Here is a 21,858-nt window from a genome sequence, read left to right on the forward strand (position 1 = left end):
AGACACAGAGAATTTACAACGCACACAGAGGAAAATCAATAGTTCATAATTTAAAATCATAACTCTTGATTATTGAGTTCTTGGTAATTTAACCACAAAGAACACAAAGCCTGAACAAAGGACACAAAGCTAAACTAAACTCTATATCTGACATCTGACATCTGATATCTGATATCTCAAATCTGCTCGATAATTTAACCACGGAGCACACAGCGCTTAAAAAGAGTGCACGGAGTTAAGTTCAAAATCCATAATACTTTACCCTCTGTCATCCCGAAGGGATCTATTTAACCACAAAGAACGCAAAGGTTGCGCAAAGGACACAAAGCTAAACTAAACTCTATAGACTGATATCTGATATCTGATATCTGACATCTAGATCTGAAATCTGACATCTAGATCTGAAATCTTGACTCTTAAATATAATTTGTCCACCGTACCCACTTCTTCCTCCACCGCTTTTTTCCTTAGCTAAATTTTGCCTAATTTTGGGAAAAAGATATCGGCGTTTTTTCTGTTACTGAGCGGGTGTTGAATTATTTATATTTTCCAACTCCGGACGGGCAGTTCTTACCGCTGAATCTCTTTTGTTAAATACTAATTATCTAATCTTTAATCAAAAATTTATCATGCACGACCCAATATTTGACCTTATTGAACAGGAAAGAAAAAGACAGACCCACGGAATCGAACTTATCGCCTCGGAAAACTTTGTTTCGGATAATGTGATGAAGGCCATGGGCAGCGTGCTTACCAATAAATATGCGGAAGGATATCCGGGCAGAAGATATTACGGTGGCTGTGAAGTAGTGGATGAGGTTGAGAACCTAGCCATTGCAAGAGCTAAGGAACTTTTTGGCATCGAGTATGTAAATGTGCAGCCCCATTCCGGCTCGCAGGCCAATGCCGCAGTATATCTGGCGGTTCTTAAGCCTGGCGATTCCATCCTTGGCCTTGACCTTTCTATGGGCGGGCACCTTACGCACGGTAGTTTTGTTAATTTTTCAGGCATTCAGTATAATGCCAATTTCTATGGCGTGAACCGCGAAGACGGACTTATCGACTACGATGCCATGCGTCAGAAAGCGCTGGAAGTAAAGCCAAAGATGATTATCGCCGGTTTTTCTGCCTATTCACGCGACCTGGACTATAAGAAATTCCGCGAAGTAGCCGATGAGGTGGGAGCTACACTCTGGGCAGATATCGCACACCCGGCAGGACTTATTGCCAAAGGCTTGCTGAACAGCCCTTTCGAACACTGTCATGTAGTGACTACTACCACCCATAAAACCCTGCGCGGACCACGCGGCGGGCTTATCATGATGGGTAAGGATTATGAAAATACTTACGGACACAAAACGCCCAAGGGAGAAACAAAAATGATGAGCGCGGTGCTGGACAGCGCAGTCTTTCCGGGAACACAGGGTGGACCTTTGGAGCATGTTATCGCTGCCAAAGCGGTAGCTTTCGGTGAAGCGCTTGATCCGAAATTTGAGGTCTATACCAAACAGGTTGTTGCCAATGCACAGGCGCTGGCGAAAGCGATGATGGACAAAGGGTTTGATATCGTGAGCGGAGGTACCGATAACCACCTGATGCTGGTGGACCTCAGAAATAAAAACGTGAACGGTAAGGAAACCGAAAAAGCCCTTGTAAAGGCCGATATCACCTGTAACAAGAATATGGTGCCGTTTGATGATAAATCGGCATTCACCACTTCCGGTATCCGCCTGGGAACCGCAGCGATCACTACCCGCGGGATGAGGGAAGAAGATATGGAAACCATTGCAACTCTCATCAACGATGTAGTCATGAACCTCAAAGATGAAGAAGTGATTTCAAGAGTCCGCAAAGAGGTGAATGAACTGATGGATTCCAGACCGCTGTTTCAATACTAGAACCAAGAGTCAAGATTTTAGATATCAGATTTCAGACATCAGATTACAGACCTCTTGAAGGAAAAGAAGAAAGTAAAAAGATCTCTGACAGTGTGGCAATAGATTCCTTCGAGGTGACAGAAGAGATTAATTGCGTTTAACTTTGTGTCCTTTGCGAAGCCTTTGTGCACTTTGTGGTTAAAAAGATCCCTTCGGAATGACAGAGGGTGACGTTCTATGGATTTTGAATTATACTCAGTGTCCTCTGTATAAGCGCCGTTCTCTGTGGTTAGATCGGAGCTAAGAGTCAAGATCTTTTTGTTTATCTTGTGATATCTGTAGGGAGAGTAGGATTTCAGATATTAGATGGAGATATTTAATAAAACCGCGGAGATTTCTGCGGTTTTTTTATCAGGAAGTAATTTTGGGCTTAGAAAGTTAGAAGTAGACTCAAGTCAAAATGCAAAATAAAAAATTGAGTAAGTAAGGGAACAACCGTAACACATTTAGTATTTGAAAAGTTGCAGGGATCAGTAAAGGAACACCAATACCTATACCTGTAAATTTACAAATGGTAAATAATCATCGAAAATAACAAACCACTGAAAGCTGGTGTTGCCTTCCATTCACAAGCCACCAGACACCAATTACCAACGACCAATCACTACTCACCAATAACCAATCACCCAGGCACTCCATGCAGCATAAATCCTATACTTTTTCGGAAATCAAACAAAAGATGGTGAACTACTGCGTTTATCAGGACCGCTGCCATCAGGAAGTGGAGCAGAAGATGCGTGATTTCCTGCTGATTCCTGAAGCAAGGGAAGAAATCCTTCTCTATCTGATGGAGGAAAACTACCTTAACGAGGAACGTTTTGTCAGGAGCTATATTCGCGGGAAGTTTTACATAAAGTCATGGGGCCGGAACAAAATCCTGAATCATCTTAAGTTCAAAGGGGTGCCGGAAAAACTAGTCCGCAACTGTTTTGATGAAATCCATCCTGAGGATTATGAGCGCACGCTCCGTAAAATTTATGATTCCTATTACGAAAAACAAACCGGCAAGGACTATCAACGAAAATCCAAAACGGTGAAATATTTAATGGGACGTGGGTTTGAGTACGGCGATATCCTGGAGGTGGTTGGGGAGTCGTAATGTTGTTGGGTTGTAAAGTTGCTGAGTTGTAAGTTGTAAAGTTGCAGAGTTGTTGAGGTGTAAAGCTGCTGAGTTTTAAATTTACTGTAAGACTTATTGAGCAAAGGTTTTTTTACCACAAAGGGCACGAAGACGTTCACAAGGGGCACTAAAGGGCTTAGAGTTTTAGCCAGAGGGTATTTTCTTAACCACGGAGGGCTCAGAGGCGGTACGGAGTGTTTGAGTTATTGAGTGTTTCAGTCAGGACGTTAGATTGCGGATTTCAGATTTCAGACATCAGATTCCAGATGTTAGACTTTAGATTAGAGGTGAGATATGGGAATGTAACAATGTAGCAATGTAGCAGTGCACCAGTATAGTGATATAGATGTGTTGCAGTTAACGATTTGCAGTTTTCCATTTTTAAGATTCCTGAACCCCGAAGGGGGTCATTTTTATAGATAATAAAAGTCCGCTTACAAAGAACCTCTAATAGGGAGACATTATAATTACCTAGTTGCAGGGATTTTTTAGCACAGAGGGCGCGGGTTTGCACAAGGGACACAAAGGGGAGTTGATGAGGCGGAGTGTTTGAGTGTTTGACTGATATAAGCGCCCTATCAAGGACGTCATTGCAAAGAGCGGACGAAGGAAGCGACGCGACAAGCTCTGGCAGTGCACTGATTTTAGCTGTAATAAATAAATTTATGCAGAAGTTCCCTATGGGGCTTCTGTTTTTTTTGGCAACAGACAGGGGAATGAAAAGCCAGACTGGTAGAAATCAGACCATTACAAATGGGGGAAGGCTGGCTTAACTACCTGACTGTCACTAAATAGAGCAGTTATTTCTACAAAATGAATGTAGGTATATGAAACAGTCATTCTAACGGTTGTTTCCAATCTTTTATAATATTAATGTGGAAAAACCGGTTAAAATGACCACCTGATTTCGGATTAAAATGACCACTGATTTCTGAGCAAATTGACCACAACTTTTCGGTTCAAGATGACCACCTATTATCTGGGTTATATTTGAGATAAAACTACTTGATTTTTCATGATGTTAGCGTCATACATTCGTTTAAAAAAGGCGGATTATGGCAAATAAAATAACAGACATGAGTAAAATTAGAAAAGTCATAAAATTCTACAGCACTGGAAAGAGCAAGTTATTTATAAGCAGCTATTTATCCCTTTCCAGAAATACAGTTAAGAAATACATTTCTCTTTATGAGGTTCTGGGCCTAAGCCTCGATGTGATTAATGAGAAGACGGATGCCGAGTTGGAACTTTTGTTTTCCCATCACACTGTGCAGGCCGTCAGTCCCCAGCTGCAGTCTCTTTACGATTTTTTCCCCAAGATGGAGCGTGAACTTAAAAAGGTTGGTGTCACAGTACATCATATGTGGGAACAGTATCTTTTGTTGCACCCTGATGGTTTTCAGAGTTCGCAGTTCCGGTATCATTACAAAATCTGGGGCAAGAGAGTGAACCCGGTGATGCACATGAATCATAAATCCGGTGATAAGATGTATGTCGATTATGCAGGCAAGACACTCTCCATTCTTGATAAAGAGAGCGGAGAACTAAAAGACGTTCAGTTTTTTGTAGCCATCCTGGGAGCCAGCCAGTATACTTATGCTGAAGCCTCTATGCGCCAGCAGAAGGAAGACTTTGTACGTTCTGTAGAGAACGCCATGCGTTTTTTTGAAGGCACACCGGCAGCGATTGTTCCTGATAATTTAAAATCGGCAGTGATAAAAAGCAGCCGTTTTGAACCCACCATTAATGAGACCCTGGCGGATCTGACTGAACATTATGAAACCACCATCCTGCCTGCAAGAGCTTACAAACCCAGGGATAATCTTTGGTGGAGGGGGCAGTCAAGATCCTGTACAGAAGGATTTATGCCCACCTTCAACCAGGGTTCTTCGGTCTGGATGAATTAAACCGTGAGATCCGGGACCTGCTGCACTCTCATAATAAATGCAAGCTCACAGGACGCCCTTACTCCCGCTATGAACTCTTCATGGAGGACGAGAGGCAGCAGCTGCGCCTACTTCCAGAGCGTCGTTTTGAGATCAGGTATCAAACATTTGCCACAGTGATGCAGAACGGGCACGTACAGTTGAGTCACGATAAGAACTACTATAGCGTGCCGTACCAATATATCAAGAAGAAAATAAAGATCCTATACACATCCTCCACAGTGGAGATTTACTACAAATACAACAGGGTCGCAATGCACCGGCGCAACTACCAACCCTACGTCTATACAACCATTACGGAACACCTGGCCAGCACTCATCAGTTCGTGGCCGGATGGAGTGCTTTCCGCTTTATTGATTGGGCAAACAGTATTGACCCTACAGTGGGAGAATATATTCTCCAGATCATCGAGAGTCGCAATTATCCCGAGCAGGCTTACAAAAGCTGCCTGGGCATTTTGAACTTCGAAAAGAAGGTAGGCAGGGAACGATCGATTATTGCCTGTAAACGGGCATTGGATTTTAAGATCTACAGTTTTAAGACGGTGCAGAAAATCCTGGAGAACAATCTTGATCAGATGATCGGTCCGGAAGAAGAAGACAGAGAGCAGGAACTGCCTGATCACGGCAATATCAGAGGAAAACAATACTATCATTAAATATCAACAGTTATGATCGAACCTACAGTAAGCAAGATGAAGCAAATGAAGCTTTACGGCATGCACAATGCCTTTAAGACCGCTATTGAAAGCGGCAGGACAGACCATTATACCTTGGATGAGTTTATATCGATGCTCATCGATGCCGAATGGGATGAAAGACACAACAGGCGCATAGAGCGAAGCATTAAAAATGCAAAGTTCCATTACAAATCCAGTATTGAAAGTATCAACTTCGATCAGGTCCGCAATCTTGACCGTAATCTGGTAATGCGTCTTGCAGGATGTGAGTTCGTGGAGAAAAATGAGAACGTCCTGATCACAGGAAGTACAGGGGTGGGCAAAAGCTACCTGGGAACTGCCCTAGGTTATCAAGCCTGTATTGAGGGCTATAAGGTCAATTACTTTAATACTTCCAAGCTGTTTGCCAAATTAAAAATAGCCAAAGCAGACGGATCCTACCTTCGCGAACTGGCAAAAATACAAAGACAAGATGTGATCATCCTGGACGATTTTGGTCTTCAGACATTGGACAGTTCCAACAGAATAACCCTTCTGGAGATCATAGAAGACCGTCACAACAACGGATCCATCATTGTAACATCGCAGATCCCAGTGCAGGGATGGTATGACCTTATTGGTGAAAAAACCATTGCAGATGCTATTCTGGACAGACTAATCCATCAGTCTCACCTCCTGGAACTACAGGGAGAGTCTATGAGAAAGAAAAGAGGATTGAACAGGGAGTAATAATTTATATATTTGAAAACAAATAACACATGAATAGCAAGAGTATTTATCAAAATTACAGGTGGTCAATTTAAACCGAAATCACATGGTCACTTTGAATTGAAAATGGGTGGTCAATATGACCGAAATTTACAGTAATGTAGCAGTGTAGCAGTGTAGCAGTGTAGCAGTGTACCAATGTAGCAGTACAGCAGCTGATGATTTGCAGTTTTCCATTTTAAAATTTTGAACCCCGAAGGGGTGGCATTTTTATAGATGAATAAGACGTCCGATTACAAAGAACCGTGAAGGGGTGATATTATGATTAACCCGGGTGAAGGGAATTTTTAACCACGAAGTGCACTAGGGTTTTGCACAAGGAGCACAAAGGTAGAAGGGCCAAGGCAAAAGTAAAAAGTGAGCCAAGAACCAAGAAGCAGGAGTCAAGATGTAGGATTTCAGATATCAGACATCAGATTTGAGATGGGAGATTTGAGATAGGAGAATGCAGCAATGTACCAGTTTACCAATATATGAGTGTAGTAATGTAGCGGTGTAGCAGTGTAGCAGTGTAGCAGTGCACCAATGTAGCAGTACAGCAGCTTACGATTTGCAGTTTTCCATTTTTAAGATTTTTGAACCCCGAAGGGGTGGTGTTTTTATAGATGAATAAGACGTCGGATTACAAAGAAGCGTGAAGGGTGACATTATGATTAACCCGGGTGAAGGGAATTTTTAACCACGAAGTGCACGAGGGTTTTGCACAAGGAACACAAAGGGGCTTCGGGTTTTCCTAACCACGGAGGCACGGAGGAGGCGCGGAGGGAACGGAGAAGCTTCCGACGGGGTCGGAAGAGATCCCGACTTCGACGAGATGACAAAAGGGAAGAAAGAAGAAAGAGCCAAGGAACACGGCAAAAGTGAAAAGAGTTCAGTTGTTTTTTTTGTTGGAGGGATGAATGGAGTGGTGGTGCGGTGGGATATTGTTGATTTCACTGTTTCTTGGGATGTGTTATGGTACAGATGAATGTAACTTTGAGATGTACTCTTCACCATGTTCCGCAGATAACCAGGGTCGCGTTTCAGATTTCATCGCAGAACATGAAGGGTATAAGATAAAATTTCCCAAGCGCAGTGTAACCAACTATTCCATAGTTTGTTTGAGGGTTATTTTACGTGTGTTTTTGAATGCCGTCCTTTTCCGGGGTGGCATTTTTCTTTGGGGATTGGGGATTGGTGACTGGTGAATGGTGGTTGGTGACTGGTGATTGGCGACTGGTGACTGGTGAGTGGTGGTTGGTGATTGGGGTATTGGTTTAATGAGCTGGGATGGGATTTTAATAAAGCCGGGGATGTCCATTAAATTGGGGATATTTTCAATTTCGCTGTTTTTGGGGAGGTAGAATAGTGAGATTAAAAATTACCTTTGTTCTGTACCTCCTCGTGTTTATTTAGAAATTAAGAAGTTGCGTGAGATATTGGAATTGAATAAAATGGTACAAACAAACACTTCAGCACTTTGAGGCTTACGAATCTTCGTCTGCTTCCGGTGTGAAGTTATTTTCTATTTTTTGCCGTCCTCTGGCAGATGGACGGCTTTTTTAGTTACTGACTAGCGGGATACTTTGGGAATGCAGGAAAACAGAAGGGGCTGCAGGAGTATGGGACCAGAGACAATGTATTACGGATGAGGAAAAAGAGAATGGAAAACGTATTCCAGCATGAGCTAACAGATTACTAAGCAGACGTTGCTGTGAGATGGGTGGGTGATTATCTTATAAAGCTGCGATATGGGTCTGGCTTAAAACCTTGAGGTATCGCAATGGTTTTCCTTAAGATAATACTGAAACACAGTATATTTTTAATCTAGCGGTTTTTAATGATACACGTTTTCAGTATTGCAGGTAGATTTGTACTGTAACCAAAAAAAACAAATGACATGAAAAAAAAATTGACAGGTGCATTGGCACTTATGACATTCGGTCTGGCCTGTGCACAGAGCAACGTTGATGTATCCACTCAAAGCGGAGACAGTAATTATGCTACCATTACACAAACCGGACAAACAAACAGCAATACTTTGCTGCAAACCGGGAACAGTAATCTGGCCGATGTGGACCAGACGGGATGGTCTAATGTGAACACGGCTACGAGCACCGGCAGTTTCAATGAAGTGGACGCAGACCAGGTGGGCACTGACAATGGGAATACAGTTATTCAGACCGGCTTTGCCAACTGGGCCAAAACTTTCCAAAGCGGTAGCGATAATATGACTGCGCAACAACAGAACGGAAATTTCAGTGATGTGCAGGCCGACCAGCAGGGCGGTGATAATGCGGTGTACCAGGATCAGTTCGGCAACGCGGACTGGGCGGCGGTGAGCCAGGCGGGCAACAATAATTATGCTCATCAGCTTCAGAGCGGGCATTTTAATATAGCCTATTATAATCAGAGCGGAAATGATAACAGTGCCGATTCGCACCAAACCGGAAACGGAAACGGCAGTCTGGGGGTTCAAACGGGCAATTCGAATGAACTTGGTCAGTTCCAGACCGGTGCCGGAAACTGGGCTGCTGATGTTATGATGGGAGATCATAATTATATCTCGTTGGTTCAGAATGGCCAGAATCATCTTCATATGGGTATGCAGTCCGGGCAATCCAATACGATTATTGTAAGCCAGTCTAATTAAGAATCAGAATATTTTTTGACAGGAGCCCGGGAAACCGGGCTTTTTTGCGCAGATGAGGTTGCGGGACGGGTCAGGGTAAAGAGCCTAGATGTTGGGGTTGAGGCTGAGGTTAAGGCTGAGGTTAAGGTTAAGGTTAAGGTTAAGTGGTTTGGGTTAGGGGTGAAGTGGTAGTGTGGTCAGGTGTTTGGGTTTTTCTGTGTTTGGGTGTTTGGGTGTTTGAGTGATTGAGGGAAGATGTAAGATTTCAGACATCAGATTTGAGATGGGAGATTTGAGATGGGAGAATGCATCAATGTAGCAATGTAGCAATGTAGCAATGTACCAATGTACCAATGTACCAGTATAGCAGCTGACGATTTGCAGTTATCCATTTTAAAGATTTTGAACTTCGGAGGAGGCATTTTTACAGATATTAAAAGGCGGATTATAGAGAACGCCGAAGGGTGACATTATGATTAACCCCGGTGCAGTGTTATTTACCACAAGGGGCACGAGGGGTTGCACAAGGGACACAAAGGTTTTTTTGTTTATTCCTAACCACTGAGGCACGGACGAGGCGCGGAGGGCACGGAGTGGCTTCCGACGGGGTTGGTAGAGGTTCCGTCTTAGACTGGATGACAAGGGGGCTTATAGCTTTTAGCCTATAGCTTATAGCTTATGGATTTTAGCCGTGACATCAGATTTCAAATGCGGGGATTAAAACGTAGCAGTATGACAGGTTCCCATTTTTAAGATTTTGAAACCCCGAAGGGGTGACATTTTTATAGATAAAGAAAAGTCCGATTATTAAGAACCCCGAAGAGGGAAAATTATAAGTATGTGGTTTGAGGGGTTGTTTAACCACAAGGTGCACAATGGTTTTGCACAAAGGGCACAAAGGGTCTTCCGCTGTAAGCGAAAGAGATCTCGTCTGGAGACGATATGACAAAACAGGAGCCAAGGCTTCCGATAGGGTTCGGAGGAGATCTCGTCAGGGACCAGATGACAAAATTGGGTTGGTGCGGTAGTGAAAAGTTATTAAAAAAGACAGGTGCTTCTTGGGAGGGGCGACTACGAGGGCAGTGAGGAAAGTGTGAGTTATGGAATTGTGGAAAGGGAAGATCTTTTCAATTGAGGTTTTGGGAGGGTATTGAGGATTGTTATTATCCAAATTTGCCCATTTGTGTTAAATTAATGTTATATTCATATTAATTGGCTGTAAATGCCTATTTTTGCACAAAACTAATAATGATGATCCAGAAACTTTTTGGTACGCGCGAGCGTGACCTTTTTTTTGATGAGAACGACTGGGTGTCGCACCAGCTACAGAAAAACTATTCACTTAGCCTGGACCTGGGCAAACTTAAGATTGGTAAGGGTACTAAATTCACGCTATATATACAGCAGGGGGAGAGGTTTGTTTACCATTCTGAAGGCTCAGAAGCAATCATCGGTGACCGGCTGACGTACTATTCTCAGTTTCCGTTTGCGGGGAAGGTGAAGGTGAGATAAGGTTGAGGTTGAGGTTAAGGCTGAGGTTGAGGCTGAGGTTAAGGCTGAGGCAGAGGTTAAGGAGGATTAAGAGCCAAGGCAAAAGTAAAAAGTGAGCCAAGAACCAAGAACCAGGAGTCAAGATGTAAGATTTCAGATGTCAGACATCAGATTTGAGATGGGAGATGTAAAATTTTAAATAGGAGAATGTATCAATGTACGAGTGACGCAATTTAGCAGTGTACCAATTTAGCAGTGTACCAATGTAGCAGTTGATGATTTGCAGTTTTCCATTTTTAAGATTCTGGGCTGACATTATGATTAAGCCGGGTAAGGGATTTTTTAACCACAAAGGGCACTAGGATTTGCACAAGGGGCGCAAAGGCGCCTCGGTTTTTTCCTAACCACTGAGACACGGAGGAGGCGCGGAGGGACAGAGAGGCTTCCGACGGGGTCGGAAGAGGTCCCGTCTTCGACGGGATGATAGGGGGATAAGAGCGAAGGCTTCCGAAGGGTCGGAAGAGATCCCTGCGGGAACACAAAAGGCTTCCGCTATGCGCGGAAGAGATCTTGTCGAGGACGAGATGACAAAGCGTAAGAAAGAGCAAAGAGGTAAGGGGAAAGAGGGCTGCGGGATATTGTGGGAAGTGGTGAAGGAAATGTACCGGTGCTTAACGAAATTTATTTATCTTTGCCCGAATTTACGTTTGATGATGAAAAATACGTTCTTTTATATACTCCTTGTAATGGCGCTGGCCTCGTGCAAGCCAAAGGAAAATATGGTTTATATGTCCACGGCTCATCCAGACCAGCAAATTACGCAAGCAAAATTCTTAGGAAACCAAATTCAGGAAGGTGACCAGCTTCTGATATTAGTTTCCGGCCTTGATGATATTGCCGTTCGACCTTTTAATTTGGGAAGTATGGGTGCAACCAATTCCAATACCTCCGGGGCTGCCCCTGTAACTCCAAGTGAGTACACCGTTAATGAATCAGGATTCATTAATTTTCCAGTATTGGGAAATGTTTTTGTTAAAGGAATGACTTTGCAACAGGCGCGGGAAGACCTTGAGGAGCGACTTACGCGCTATCTAACCGATCCCATGGTATCTGTTTCACTGAAGAATTTCAATATCAGCGTACTGGGTGAGGTAAAAGAACCAGGGCAGCATCAGAGTACAACACAAAAAGTAAATGTTTTCCAGGCACTTGCTCTGGCGGGTGATATGACACAATCGGGAGACCGGACTAAAGTAAAGCTGATCCGCGCACAGGAAGGGAATGCTGATCTTGTAGTAAATTTAGATCTTTCAAGTTCAAATATAACTTCTTCACCTTATTATTATCTGCAACAGAATGATATTCTGTATGTGGAACCTGATAAATTTAAACAGATTGAAGCTAATTCCAATCCTAATTCTACGCGCTGGATGCAGTACACCGGCTTTGCGCTTGGAATCCTTACTCTAATTATCACCTTAGCCCGCTAATTTTATGGAGTTACTTGAAGAAGTAAAGGGTGCCGGGAAGAGCCCCATTAATCTTAAGAAAGAAATTGGGCGTTATTTTAAGAAATGGCCGTGGATCCTGCTTAGTATCCTGGTTTTTTATGTGGCGGCGAAAATTTATCTACGGTATACTTCCGATATTTATCTTACGAAATCAAGCGTTAAGATTGAAAATCTGGAGAAAGGCAGTTTAGGTGCCATACAGAATTTGGGAAATACCCCTGTTATGGCAAAGGAAGGTGCAGGTGTGGAGATCCCTATAGTACTCTCCCGACCTATTCTTTATGATGTAGTAAAGGTCCTTAATGCGGATGTAAGTTATGTGATTAAAGGACAGGTGAAGGATAAGGAACTTTATAATGAGGCACCGATTGAAGTCCGAATCCTAACTCTAAAGGACGTAAAGAATTTTGGCGGACGAACCTATACCTTTAGTGACAAAGGAAACGCTTTTGAACTTAAAGAAGAGGGCGGGAGGTCGCACAAGCTTGCTTATAATAAAGTCTGCACACTGGATTTCGGTACATTTATAGTGAAGCCAAAGGCTGGTTACACCCGCATCAAAGAGCCGCTGGAGATTCATTTTATGAATGCGGTTAAAGTAGCGGAGGGATTACAATCTGCCATTACCATAGCGGAAAATGAGCTGAATACGGAGATTCTCGAACTTTCCTATAAATCAGAGGTACCCGATAAGTCGGAAGCCATCCTTAATTCCGTGGTGGCACAATACAACGCAGCAGATCTTGATAATAAACGTGAGCAGTCCAGGGTTTCGCTGGCGTTCATTGATGAGAGGCTGGAGGTTCTGACACAGGATCTGGGCAGCATCGAGAACGAGAAGGAGGGCTATAAACGGCAGAACCAAATAACCGATCTGGAATCGCAGGCACAACTTTCCCTGCAGAATGCCAATGAAAATACCAAGGAACTCTTAGGTCAGGCTACTCAGCTGGAACTGGTTAATTCGGTGCTGAATGTGGCCAGCCGCGGCAGCCGTGAGCAGTTGTTGCCTACCAACGTAGGGATGCCGTCCGGAGTAGATCAGGCCATTACGCAATATAATGATCTTATTATTACCCGTAACCGGACGCTGAAGCAGGCCACGCCATCGCATCCCGCTATACAGGATTTCAACCGTGAAATATCATCATTACGGTCGCTTATTGTTGATAATCTGGTGAAATCCAGACAATCGATACAGATGAATATCGCCCGTTTAAACGGGCAGCTTAATGAATCCAGGACGGATATCAGTAAATTCCCAACACAGGAAAAAATATTCAGAAATATTGACAGGCAACAGAATCTGAAGGAATCATTATACCTATATCTGCTGCAAAAAAAGGAAGAAACGTCAATTGCTATGGCAGTAACGATGCCTAAAGTAAGGGTGGTGAATCCGGCTTATACAACAGCGGGACCCGTAGAGCCTAACCGGCAGCAGATACTGCTGGGCAGCCTTGCAGCCGGTCTTCTTCTTCCCCTCCTCGTGCTTTTCGGACTGTTTTCATTAGATACTCAGGTTAAATCAAAAAGCGATATCACGACAGCATTACCTGATGTGCCTGTGCTGGCAGAGGTACCCACAGTTGGAAAAAATGAGAGCGATCTGATTGGAAAAAATGACCTTTCGGTTTATGCAGAAGCATTCAGAATTCTCACGTCGAACCTGAAATTTATGCTAAAGAATCCCGCTGAAGCGCCAATAATTCTCTTTACATCGTCAGTAAAAGGTGAAGGAAAGACAACGGTCTCGATAAATTCTGCCCTTGCGCTGGCTTCAAATAAAAAGGTCCTGATCATTGGCGCTGATTTACGTAATCCACAACTGGGTCGGTACGTGCCGCAGAAGAGGCTTGGTCTATCAGATTACCTGGCTTCAGACAGTGTGGAATTTTCAAAATATATCAATCCGTCTGCACTACATGATAACCTTGATATTATGCAGTCGGGAAGTATTCCGCCTAATCCAACAGATCTGTTAGAGGATTTAAAAATGTCAATGCTTTTGGCCGAGTTAAGAACTATTTATGATTATGTATTAATTGACTCCGCACCAATGATGATGGTGAGTGACACTTTTCATCTACTAAGGTCGGCTAATGTAGTGGTGTATGTTGTCAGAGCCAACTATACAGAAAAGGAACTTCTTACTTACGCAGAAACTGTATCGACTGATGAAAATGTCAATAAAATGGCTATTGTTCTGAACGACGTTCATAAAAATGAGATGCGTTATGGGTACGGAGGCAAATACTCCTATGGCTACGCAGCTGACAGTGAACGCAAAAAGTGGCTGAACTTCTTAAAAAGAAAGTAGAATGCAGAAAAAAATTCTGATCACCGGCGGGGCCGGGTTTATAGGCTCCAATTTATGTGACCATTTTATAGGCAAAGGTTATAAAGTTACCTGTCTGGATAATTTTGCGACGGGACACCGACATAATCTAAGTCAGCTTATGGAACATCCCAATTTCACCCTGATTGAAGGAGATATCCGTGATGCGGAGACGTGCCATAGAGCCTGTGAGCGACAGGATTATGTGCTGCATCAGGCAGCTTTAGGATCCGTTCCGAGATCAATTAATGATCCGGTAACCAGTAACGACGTAAATGTTGGTGGCTTCCTGAATATGCTGGTGGCGGCGCGCGACGCGAAAGTTAAGCGGTTTGTTTATGCTGCAAGTTCCAGTACTTACGGCGATTCCAAGAGTCTGCCTAAAGTAGAGGATGTTATCGGCAAGCCGCTGTCACCGTATGCCATTACCAAGTATGTTAATGAACTGTACGCTGATATATTTTCAAAAACCTATGGTATGGAATGCATAGGTCTAAGATATTTCAATGTATTTGGCAGAAGGCAGGATCCGAACGGCGCGTATGCAGCAGTGATCCCTAAGTTTGTGATCCAGCTGATGAAGTATGAAAGTCCCACCATTAACGGTGACGGTGATTATTCCCGTGATTTTACTTATATCGACAACGTCATTCAAATGAACGAGCGCGCTATGCTGACGGAGGATTCTAAAGCAGTGAATACCGTATATAATACAGCCGTAGGCGACCGGACGACTATTAAGGATATGGCGAATCTTCTGAAAGAATATTTATCTATATTTGATTCTAAGATAGCAGAAGTTGAAATACAACACGGACCCGTAAGAGTCGGTGATGTACCACACTCTAAAGCCAGTATTGAAAAAGCTACTGAATTATTAAGCTACCAACCCAGCCATGATTTTGCGGCGGGATTGAAAGAAGCTGTAAGATGGTACTGGAAAAACCTTACAGAAAAGTAATCTTTACTTTGAGCCAACGCACAATTAATAAAAACACAAATAATAAAAATGACTAATAAGATTGCCGTTATCGGCCTGGGCTATGTAGGCCTGCCCCTTGCGAGACTTTTTGCCACTCAATTTCCCGTGGTTGGTTTTGATATCAACAGCAAAAGAGTTGCAGAACTCAATGCCGGTCATGACGATACGCTGGAAGTATCAGATGAACTATTGCAGTCCGCGCTTCTTTCGGCCAATCCATTAGATGATGCAAATGCTAGGGCGGGATTATTCTGTTCCGACAAGCTGAATGATATTGCAGAGGCTAATATTTATATTATTACCGTACCAACGCCTGTAGATAAAAACAACCGTCCTGTACTTACGCCGCTTATTAAAGCCAGCGAAACCGTTGGCAAGGTTCTTAAAAAAGGTGATATCGTTATTTATGAATCGACGGTATATCCCGGCGCCACGGAGGAGGATTGTATCCCTGTCGTGGAAGAGGTTTCTGGATTGAAATATAATATAGATTTCTTTGCAGGCTATTCGCCGGAGCGCATTAACCCGGGGGATAAGGAGCATACTGTTGAAAAAATCCTGAAGGTGACGTCCGGTTCCGATCCGGAAACCGGAAAGATAGTGAATGACCTGTATGCTGCGGTGATAACTGCAGGGACGCACCTCGCACCGACCATTAAAGTAGCCGAAGCGGCAAAGGTCATCGAAAACTCCCAGCGGGACATTAACATTGCCTTTGTAAATGAACTGGCTAAGATTTTTAACCTCATGGACATTGATACCCACGCTGTCCTGGAAGCCGCAGGCACCAAATGGAATTTCCTTCCCTTCAAGCCGGGACTTGTAGGCGGCCACTGCATTGGGGTCGATCCCTATTATCTGGCGCAAAAAGCACAGGAATACGGCTACCATCCGGAAATCATTTTGGCCGGCAGAAGGCTCAACGATTCCATGGGCAAATATGTTGCGGAGCAGGTCGTTAAGACCATGATTAAAAAAGACATCGCGGTGAATGGTGCCCAGGTGCTGATGCTCGGCATCACCTTCAAGGAAAACTGCCCAGATGTCCGGAATACCAAAATTGTGGATGTTATTGCCGCCATGGAAGACTATGGCACCAAGGTCACGGTCTATGATCCCTGGGCAAATCCGGTTGAAGTACAGCATGAGTATGGACTCACCTGCAGCGATCAACTGGAAGGTACGAAGTATGATGCCGTGATTTTAGGCGTCGCGCATAACGAATTCCTGGACCTGGATCTCGGCCTGAACCTTAAAGAAAATGCAGTAGTGTATGATGTAAAGGGAATTCTAAAATCGGCGCATGCCCAGCTTTAAAAAGGAATGAAGAACATCATCATCACCGGCGGGGCCGGATTCATAGGATCCCATGTGGTACGCGAATTCGTGAAGAATCATCAGGAAAGCAGGATCATCAACCTGGATGCCCTGACCTACGCCGGGAACCTGGAGAACCTGAAGGATATTGAGAACGAACCAAACTATGTTTTCGAGAAAGCAGACATCACTAGGGTTGAAGAATTAAGAAAAGTCTTTGAAAAATATAATCCTGATGCCGTGATCCATTTGGCAGCGGAAAGCCACGTGGACCGCAGCATTACGGATCCCAATGCCTTCATCAACACCAACGTGAACGGTACGGCCAACCTTCTGAACCTTTGCCGGGAGTTCTGGACCCTGAACCCCGAGCACACCCACGGGAATTTTCCGGATGAGACCAGAAAAAACCTTTTCTACCATGTTTCTACGGACGAAGTGTACGGAAGTCTGGGCGAAGCGGGTTTCTTCCTGGAAACCACGGCGTACGACCCACAGTCACCCTATTCCGCGAGTAAAGCGGCCTCAGACCATTTAGTGAGAGCATATGGTAACACTTACGGAATGCCGTTTATCGTTTCCAACTGTTCCAACAACTACGGACCGAACCATTTCCCGGAAAAACTGATCCCGCTCTGCATCTCCAATATTTTAAATGAAAAACCCCTCCCGATTTACGGCGACGGAAAATATACGCGGGACTGGCTTTTTGTAATTGACCATGCAAAAGCCATCCATCAGATTTTCTTTGAGGCAAAAACAGGCGAGACCTACAACATCGGCGGCTTCAACGAATGGCAGAATATTGATTTGGTGAAAGAACTCATCAAACAGATGGATGAAAAACTCGGCAAACCGGCAGGGTATTCCGAAAAACTCATCACCTATGTGAAGGACAGACCGGGTCATGATAAACGTTATGCAATTGATGCCACCAAACTAAGCAATGACTTGGGCTGGAAACCTTCGGTAACTTTCGAGCAGGGTCTTGGAAAAACAATCGATTGGTTTTTGGAGAACAAGGAATGGCTGGAGCATGTGACGAGTGGCGATTATCAGAAATATTACGATGAACAATACCAATAATATGCTAGCTACAGAAACCCGACTGAAAGGATGTTTTATATTGGAGCCCGAAGTGCTCTCTGATGAGAGAGGCTATTTCCTCGAATCTTATAATGCTGAAAAGCTGCATGAGATACTGGGTTATTCTCCGTCCTTTGTACAGGATAATCAGTCACATTCCGGTTTCGGAGTGGTGCGTGGTCTTCATATGCAGACCGGTGATTTTTCGCAGGCTAAGTTGATACGGGTGCTTCAAGGATCGGTAATTGACGTAGCAGTCGATGTCCGCGAAGGGTCTGAAACCTATGGTCAGTCAATTAGCGTGGAACTATCTGCCGAAAATAAAAAACAGCTTTATATTCCGAGGGGTTTTTTGCACGGTTTTTCCGTGGTTTCCGAGACTGCCACTTTTTTTTATAAATGTGACAATGCCTATAACAAATCTTCAGAAAACGGTGTTAATCCGCTCGATCCTGAGCTCAATATCGACTGGAAAATACCCCCTGAGCAACTCATTATTTCCGAGAAGGACGAGAAAGCTCAGTCTTTCAAGGAACTTAAATCCAATGTAAACTGAATTTCCATATCATGAAAGGAATTATTCTTGCCGGCGGGTCCGGCACACGACTCTATCCGCTCACGATCGTGGTAAGCAAGCAGCTGATGCCGGTTTACGACAAACCGATGATCTATTATCCGCTTTCTACACTGCTGTTGGCAGGTATAAAAGATATTCTGATCATCACGACACCCCACGATCTGGAAGGTTTTATTAAACTTTTGGGCGACGGGACTTCCATCGGCTGCAACATACAGTATAAGGTTCAACCGTCACCGGACGGATTGGCGCAGGCCTTTATTTTAGGCGAAGAATTCATCGGCGATGATTCTGTAGCGCTGGTTTTGGGCGATAATATCTTTTACGGCGCTGGCTTGCCCAAATTATTGGCTTCAAAAACCAATGTTATTGGGGGCTGCGTTTTCGCCTATCAGGTTTCAGATCCTGAGAGATATGGCGTGGTTGAATTTGATCAAAACTTTAAAGCAGTTTCAATTGAGGAAAAACCCGCAGAACCTAAATCAAATTACGCAGTTCCAGGTCTCTATTTTTATGATAACTCAGTGGTCGAAATTGCTAAAAATTTAAAGCCATCGCCACGAGGTGAACTCGAAATCACCGATGTAAACCGGATCTATCTGGACAAAGGCCAGCTTGAAGTGGGCGTCATGTCCCGCGGAACCGCGTGGTTAGACACCGGCACTTTCGATTCACTTCATGAGGCTTCAGAATTCGTAAAAGTTCTTGAGAAAAGACAGGGTTTTAAGATCTCGTGTATCGAGGAGATTGCTTTTTCACGAGGGTTTATTGATGAAAAGCAATTGCTGGAAGCTGCCGCGAAATATGGTAAAAGCGGGTACGGGAAATATTTAAAAAACCTGATATAGCATGAAGCCGCAAATTATCAAACTTCCAAAAATTGTAGATCCCCGCGGGAATCTTTCATTTTTTGAAAGCCCAAGACAGCTTCCTTTTGAAATTGCGAGAACTTACTGGATTTATGATGTTCCGGGTGGTGAAACCCGGGGCAGTCATGCCTTCAGAGAGCAGCAGGAATTTATTGTGGCGCTTTCCGGAAGTTTTGATGTAATATTGAATGATGGCGAAACAGAAGAAAAATTCTCTTTAAACCGCTCCTATTACGGACTCTATGTGCCAAAAATGTACTGGCGCCGTCTTGAAAATTTTTCCACCAATTCGCTCGCTCTGATTGTTTCGGACAAAAGATTTGATACAAACGACTATATCCGTAATTTTGAAGAATTTAAAAAGTTAAAGAATGTTTTCAGTTGATGATTGTAAGATTATTGAAGTTCCCGTCGTTCATACGGAAGCCGGAAATATTTCTGTGTTGGAAAATCAGGAAAATATCCCTTTTGATGTAAAAAGGATTTATTATCTCTATGATGTACCGATGGGAAGTGAAAGAGGAGGGCACGCACATTATGAACTTCAACAGTATGTTATTGCAGCAAGTGGTTCTTTTACTTTTGTACTTGACGACGGATGTAGAAAAAAGGAAATTTTCCTCAATCATCCCAATAAAGCATTGCATATCGTGCCAGGCATTTGGAGGGAAATGAAGGATTTTTCAAGCGGTAGCGTTTGTGTAGTGCTGGCTTCATTAAAATACAGTGAGAGTGATTATATAAGAGATTATAAGAGTTTTATAAAATATAAAAATGAAAAATCGAGGAAGTATTAGCCCACTTGCTAAAATTGGTAAAAATGTGAATATTTCAGAAGGAGTGGTAATTTATGATAATGTTGAGATTGGCGATAATACCTTTATTGGACCGTATTGCATTATTGGCGAACCTACAATTAATTATTATAAAAATTTCCCAGACCACAAATTTGAATCGACCGTAATTGGATGTAACTCCATAATAAGATCATTTTCCACAATTTATGAAGGTGTGAAAATTGGCGATAATTTTCAAAGTGGACATCATGTTGTAATCAGGGAACAAAATGTGATTGGTACTAACACCAGCTTTGGCTCTTTTTCTGAATTACCGGGAAACTCTTCAATTGGAAACTTTGTTCGTATCCATAGCAAAGTTATGTTAAGCGAAAATAATATTATAGAAGATTATGTTTGGATATTTCCGTTTGTTGTACTGACTAACGTAAAGCATCCACCAATTGGTGATTTTAAACAGACCAGAATAAAAAAGTATGCCCAGATATATGCCAATGCAACAATACTTCCTGGCGTAACTATTGGTGAAAATGCAATAATAGCAGCAGGCACATTGGTTACCAAAGATGTTCCGGATGAACGTCTAATTATTGGATATCCGGGGGTAGACAAAAAATCTGTAAGGGAAATAAAAGATGAAAATGGGCAAAATGTATATCCTTGGAGAGAGCATTTAAAAGAGTATAGAGGTTATCCATGGCAAAATAAAAAGGAAGATTAATGATAAAATTTTTAGACCTTCAAAAAATAAACGTCGCACACCAGCAGGAAATAGAAGAAAGACTCTTGCAAACTTTCCGCAGCGGATGGTATCTTCTCGGAAACGAAGTAAAAACTTTTGAGCAGAATTTAAAACATTATCTCGATGCTGAAGAAGTGATTGGCGTTGCCAACGGTTTGGATGCACTGCGGTTGATCCTGCGTGGCTATATTGAAATGGGAGTAATGCAGCCGGGAGATGAAGTGATTGTTCCGGCAAATACGTATATTGCTTCGATTCTTGCCATTTCAGATAATGGTTTGGTGCCCGTTTTAATAGAGCCTGATCTCCACACCTACAATGTTGATATTGATAAAATCGAAGAAAAAATCACCGCAAAAACCAAAGCGGTCATGATTGTTCACCTCTACGGCAGAGTGGTTTGGTCTGAAGAACTGCTGGCGCTGGCAAACAAACATCAGTTAAAAATTATCGAGGATAATGCACAGGCAATCGGTGCTGAATGGAACGGCGTTAAAACCGGAAACCTGGGCGATGCGGCCGGGTTCAGTTTTTATCCCGGTAAGAATTTAGGAGCGTTGGGGGATGGCGGTGCAGTGTCCTGTAAAGATGCAGAACTGGGAAAAGTAATCCGGGCGTTAGCCAATTACGGTTCCAACCAGAAGTATGTGAATATTTACAAAGGACTTAATTCCCGGCTGGATGAACTGCATGCCGCTGCCCTGGATGTTAAACTCAAATACATTGATGCGGAAAACGACAGGAGGAGAGCCATAGCGAAAAGATATATAGCAGAAATCAACAACGAATCCATTATACTGCCGGAACAACCGGAAACTGGAGCGGAACATGTTTGGCATCTGTTTGTCATCAGAACCGAAAACCGTGAAAAACTTCAGGCCTTCCTTACTGATAACGGAGTGCAGACACTAATCCATTATCCTGTTCCACCGCATAAGCAGCAATGTTACAGCGAACTAAATCATTTCATTTTCCCTATCACGGAAAAAATACATGAAGAAGTGTTAAGTTTGCCAATCAGTCCGGTGATGGAAGATGAAGAAGTTACAACGATAACTAAAATATTGAATCAATTTAGCTGCTGAA

The 21,858-nt window shown here is 43.2% G+C and carries 18 protein-coding genes; all 18 read left to right on the forward strand.

Annotation, left to right across the window (positions count from 1 at the left end; genetic code table 11):
* Nucleotides 1-629: 629 nt before the first annotated feature.
* Nucleotides 630-1,898, forward strand: coding sequence for a serine hydroxymethyltransferase (gene glyA, locus P0M11_RS01980; protein WP_275624207.1), 1,269 nt, complete (start codon nucleotides 630-632; stop codon nucleotides 1,896-1,898).
* A 718-nt stretch (nucleotides 1,899-2,616) separates the two neighbouring features.
* Nucleotides 2,617-3,036: a regulatory protein RecX gene (locus P0M11_RS01985; protein WP_275624208.1), complete on the forward strand. Its 420-nt coding sequence runs from the start codon at nucleotides 2,617-2,619 to the stop codon at nucleotides 3,034-3,036.
* Nucleotides 3,037-4,133: 1,097 nt separating this feature from the next.
* The gene (locus P0M11_RS01990; protein ID WP_275624209.1) at nucleotides 4,134-4,964 is read left to right on the forward strand and encodes a hypothetical protein; all 831 of its coding nucleotides are present in this window, start codon (nucleotides 4,134-4,136) and stop codon (nucleotides 4,962-4,964) included.
* 80 nt (nucleotides 4,965-5,044) lie between these two features.
* Complete coding sequence (locus P0M11_RS01995) at nucleotides 5,045-5,662, forward strand: hypothetical protein (protein ID WP_275624210.1); 618 nt, start codon at nucleotides 5,045-5,047, stop codon at nucleotides 5,660-5,662.
* A gap of 12 nt (nucleotides 5,663-5,674) precedes the next feature.
* Nucleotides 5,675-6,412 carry an IS21-like element helper ATPase IstB gene (istB, locus tag P0M11_RS02000; protein WP_275624211.1) on the forward strand — a complete coding sequence of 246 codons (738 nt, stop codon included), beginning with the start codon at nucleotides 5,675-5,677 and terminating at the stop codon, nucleotides 6,410-6,412.
* Between the two features lie 1,918 nt (nucleotides 6,413-8,330).
* Entirely contained in the window at nucleotides 8,331-9,083 is a 753-nt protein-coding gene (locus P0M11_RS02005) for a hypothetical protein (RefSeq protein WP_275624212.1), read from the forward strand.
* A 1,227-nt stretch (nucleotides 9,084-10,310) separates the two neighbouring features.
* On the forward strand, nucleotides 10,311-10,574 hold the full coding sequence (locus P0M11_RS02010) for a hypothetical protein (RefSeq protein ID WP_275624213.1): 264 nt from the start codon (nucleotides 10,311-10,313) through the stop codon (nucleotides 10,572-10,574).
* 533 nt (nucleotides 10,575-11,107) lie between these two features.
* The gene (locus P0M11_RS02015; protein WP_275624214.1) at nucleotides 11,108-12,043 is read left to right on the forward strand and encodes a polysaccharide biosynthesis/export family protein; all 936 of its coding nucleotides are present in this window, start codon (nucleotides 11,108-11,110) and stop codon (nucleotides 12,041-12,043) included.
* Between the two features lie 4 nt (nucleotides 12,044-12,047).
* The gene (locus P0M11_RS02020; protein ID WP_275624215.1) at nucleotides 12,048-14,384 is read left to right on the forward strand and encodes a tyrosine-protein kinase; all 2,337 of its coding nucleotides are present in this window, start codon (nucleotides 12,048-12,050) and stop codon (nucleotides 14,382-14,384) included.
* Nucleotide 14,385: 1 nt separating this feature from the next.
* Complete coding sequence (locus P0M11_RS02025) at nucleotides 14,386-15,363, forward strand: SDR family oxidoreductase (protein ID WP_275624216.1); 978 nt, start codon at nucleotides 14,386-14,388, stop codon at nucleotides 15,361-15,363.
* Nucleotides 15,364-15,411: 48 nt separating this feature from the next.
* Nucleotides 15,412-16,701 carry a nucleotide sugar dehydrogenase gene (locus P0M11_RS02030; protein WP_275624217.1) on the forward strand — a complete coding sequence of 430 codons (1,290 nt, stop codon included), beginning with the start codon at nucleotides 15,412-15,414 and terminating at the stop codon, nucleotides 16,699-16,701.
* Nucleotides 16,702-16,707: 6 nt separating this feature from the next.
* On the forward strand, nucleotides 16,708-17,787 hold the full coding sequence (gene rfbB / locus P0M11_RS02035; protein ID WP_275624218.1) for a dTDP-glucose 4,6-dehydratase: 1,080 nt from the start codon (nucleotides 16,708-16,710) through the stop codon (nucleotides 17,785-17,787).
* Nucleotide 17,788: 1 nt separating this feature from the next.
* Nucleotides 17,789-18,343 (forward strand): dTDP-4-dehydrorhamnose 3,5-epimerase, encoded by a 555-nt coding sequence (rfbC, locus tag P0M11_RS02040; RefSeq protein ID WP_275624219.1) that lies wholly within the window; start codon nucleotides 17,789-17,791, stop codon nucleotides 18,341-18,343.
* Between the two features lie 11 nt (nucleotides 18,344-18,354).
* A complete protein-coding gene (gene rfbA / locus P0M11_RS02045; RefSeq protein WP_275624220.1) occupies nucleotides 18,355-19,212 on the forward strand; it encodes a glucose-1-phosphate thymidylyltransferase RfbA in 858 nt (285 codons plus the stop codon).
* A 1-nt stretch (nucleotide 19,213) separates the two neighbouring features.
* A complete protein-coding gene (locus tag P0M11_RS02050; RefSeq protein ID WP_275624221.1) occupies nucleotides 19,214-19,618 on the forward strand; it encodes an FdtA/QdtA family cupin domain-containing protein in 405 nt (134 codons plus the stop codon).
* Nucleotides 19,605-20,030, forward strand: a complete 426-nt coding sequence (locus P0M11_RS02055) for an FdtA/QdtA family cupin domain-containing protein (protein ID WP_275624222.1) — start codon at nucleotides 19,605-19,607, stop codon at nucleotides 20,028-20,030. Before P0M11_RS02050 ends, P0M11_RS02055 begins: the two co-directional genes overlap by 14 nt.
* Nucleotides 20,008-20,751, forward strand: a complete 744-nt coding sequence (locus P0M11_RS02060) for an N-acetyltransferase (RefSeq protein WP_275624223.1) — start codon at nucleotides 20,008-20,010, stop codon at nucleotides 20,749-20,751. Before P0M11_RS02055 ends, P0M11_RS02060 begins: the two co-directional genes overlap by 23 nt.
* Nucleotides 20,751-21,857, forward strand: a complete 1,107-nt coding sequence (locus tag P0M11_RS02065) for a DegT/DnrJ/EryC1/StrS family aminotransferase (protein WP_275624224.1) — start codon at nucleotides 20,751-20,753, stop codon at nucleotides 21,855-21,857. Before P0M11_RS02060 ends, P0M11_RS02065 begins: the two co-directional genes overlap by 1 nt.
* Nucleotide 21,858: the final 1 nt, after the last annotated feature.

This window comes from Kaistella sp. PBT33-4 (genome assembly GCF_029194425.1).
Classification (GTDB): Bacteria; Bacteroidota; Bacteroidia; order Flavobacteriales; family Weeksellaceae; genus Marnyiella.

What these genes read in the sequence shown, in the direction of transcription:
- P0M11_RS02005 (WP_275624212.1), top strand. Translation starts at nt 8,331, where the DNA reads ATGAAAAAAAAATTGACAGGTGCATTGGCACTTATGACATTCGGTCTG.
- istB (WP_275624211.1), top strand. Translation starts at nt 5,675, where the DNA reads ATGATCGAACCTACAGTAAGCAAGATGAAGCAAATGAAGCTTTACGGC.
- P0M11_RS02015 (WP_275624214.1), top strand. Translation starts at nt 11,108, where the DNA reads ATGCGCGGAAGAGATCTTGTCGAGGACGAGATGACAAAGCGTAAGAAA.
- P0M11_RS02055 (WP_275624222.1), top strand. Translation starts at nt 19,605, where the DNA reads ATGTTTTCAGTTGATGATTGTAAGATTATTGAAGTTCCCGTCGTTCAT.
- P0M11_RS02060 (WP_275624223.1), top strand. Translation starts at nt 20,008, where the DNA reads ATGAAAAATCGAGGAAGTATTAGCCCACTTGCTAAAATTGGTAAAAAT.
- glyA (WP_275624207.1), top strand. Translation starts at nt 630, where the DNA reads ATGCACGACCCAATATTTGACCTTATTGAACAGGAAAGAAAAAGACAG.
- P0M11_RS02010 (WP_275624213.1), top strand. Translation starts at nt 10,311, where the DNA reads ATGATGATCCAGAAACTTTTTGGTACGCGCGAGCGTGACCTTTTTTTT.
- rfbC (WP_275624219.1), top strand. Translation starts at nt 17,789, where the DNA reads ATGCTAGCTACAGAAACCCGACTGAAAGGATGTTTTATATTGGAGCCC.
- P0M11_RS02050 (WP_275624221.1), top strand. Translation starts at nt 19,214, where the DNA reads ATGAAGCCGCAAATTATCAAACTTCCAAAAATTGTAGATCCCCGCGGG.
- rfbA (WP_275624220.1), top strand. Translation starts at nt 18,355, where the DNA reads ATGAAAGGAATTATTCTTGCCGGCGGGTCCGGCACACGACTCTATCCG.
- P0M11_RS02065 (WP_275624224.1), top strand. Translation starts at nt 20,751, where the DNA reads ATGATAAAATTTTTAGACCTTCAAAAAATAAACGTCGCACACCAGCAG.
- P0M11_RS02030 (WP_275624217.1), top strand. Translation starts at nt 15,412, where the DNA reads ATGACTAATAAGATTGCCGTTATCGGCCTGGGCTATGTAGGCCTGCCC.
- rfbB (WP_275624218.1), top strand. Translation starts at nt 16,708, where the DNA reads ATGAAGAACATCATCATCACCGGCGGGGCCGGATTCATAGGATCCCAT.
- P0M11_RS01990 (WP_275624209.1), top strand. Translation starts at nt 4,134, where the DNA reads ATGAGTAAAATTAGAAAAGTCATAAAATTCTACAGCACTGGAAAGAGC.
- P0M11_RS01985 (WP_275624208.1), top strand. Translation starts at nt 2,617, where the DNA reads ATGGTGAACTACTGCGTTTATCAGGACCGCTGCCATCAGGAAGTGGAG.
- P0M11_RS01995 (WP_275624210.1), top strand. Translation starts at nt 5,045, where the DNA reads ATGGAGGACGAGAGGCAGCAGCTGCGCCTACTTCCAGAGCGTCGTTTT.
- P0M11_RS02025 (WP_275624216.1), top strand. Translation starts at nt 14,386, where the DNA reads ATGCAGAAAAAAATTCTGATCACCGGCGGGGCCGGGTTTATAGGCTCC.
- P0M11_RS02020 (WP_275624215.1), top strand. Translation starts at nt 12,048, where the DNA reads ATGGAGTTACTTGAAGAAGTAAAGGGTGCCGGGAAGAGCCCCATTAAT.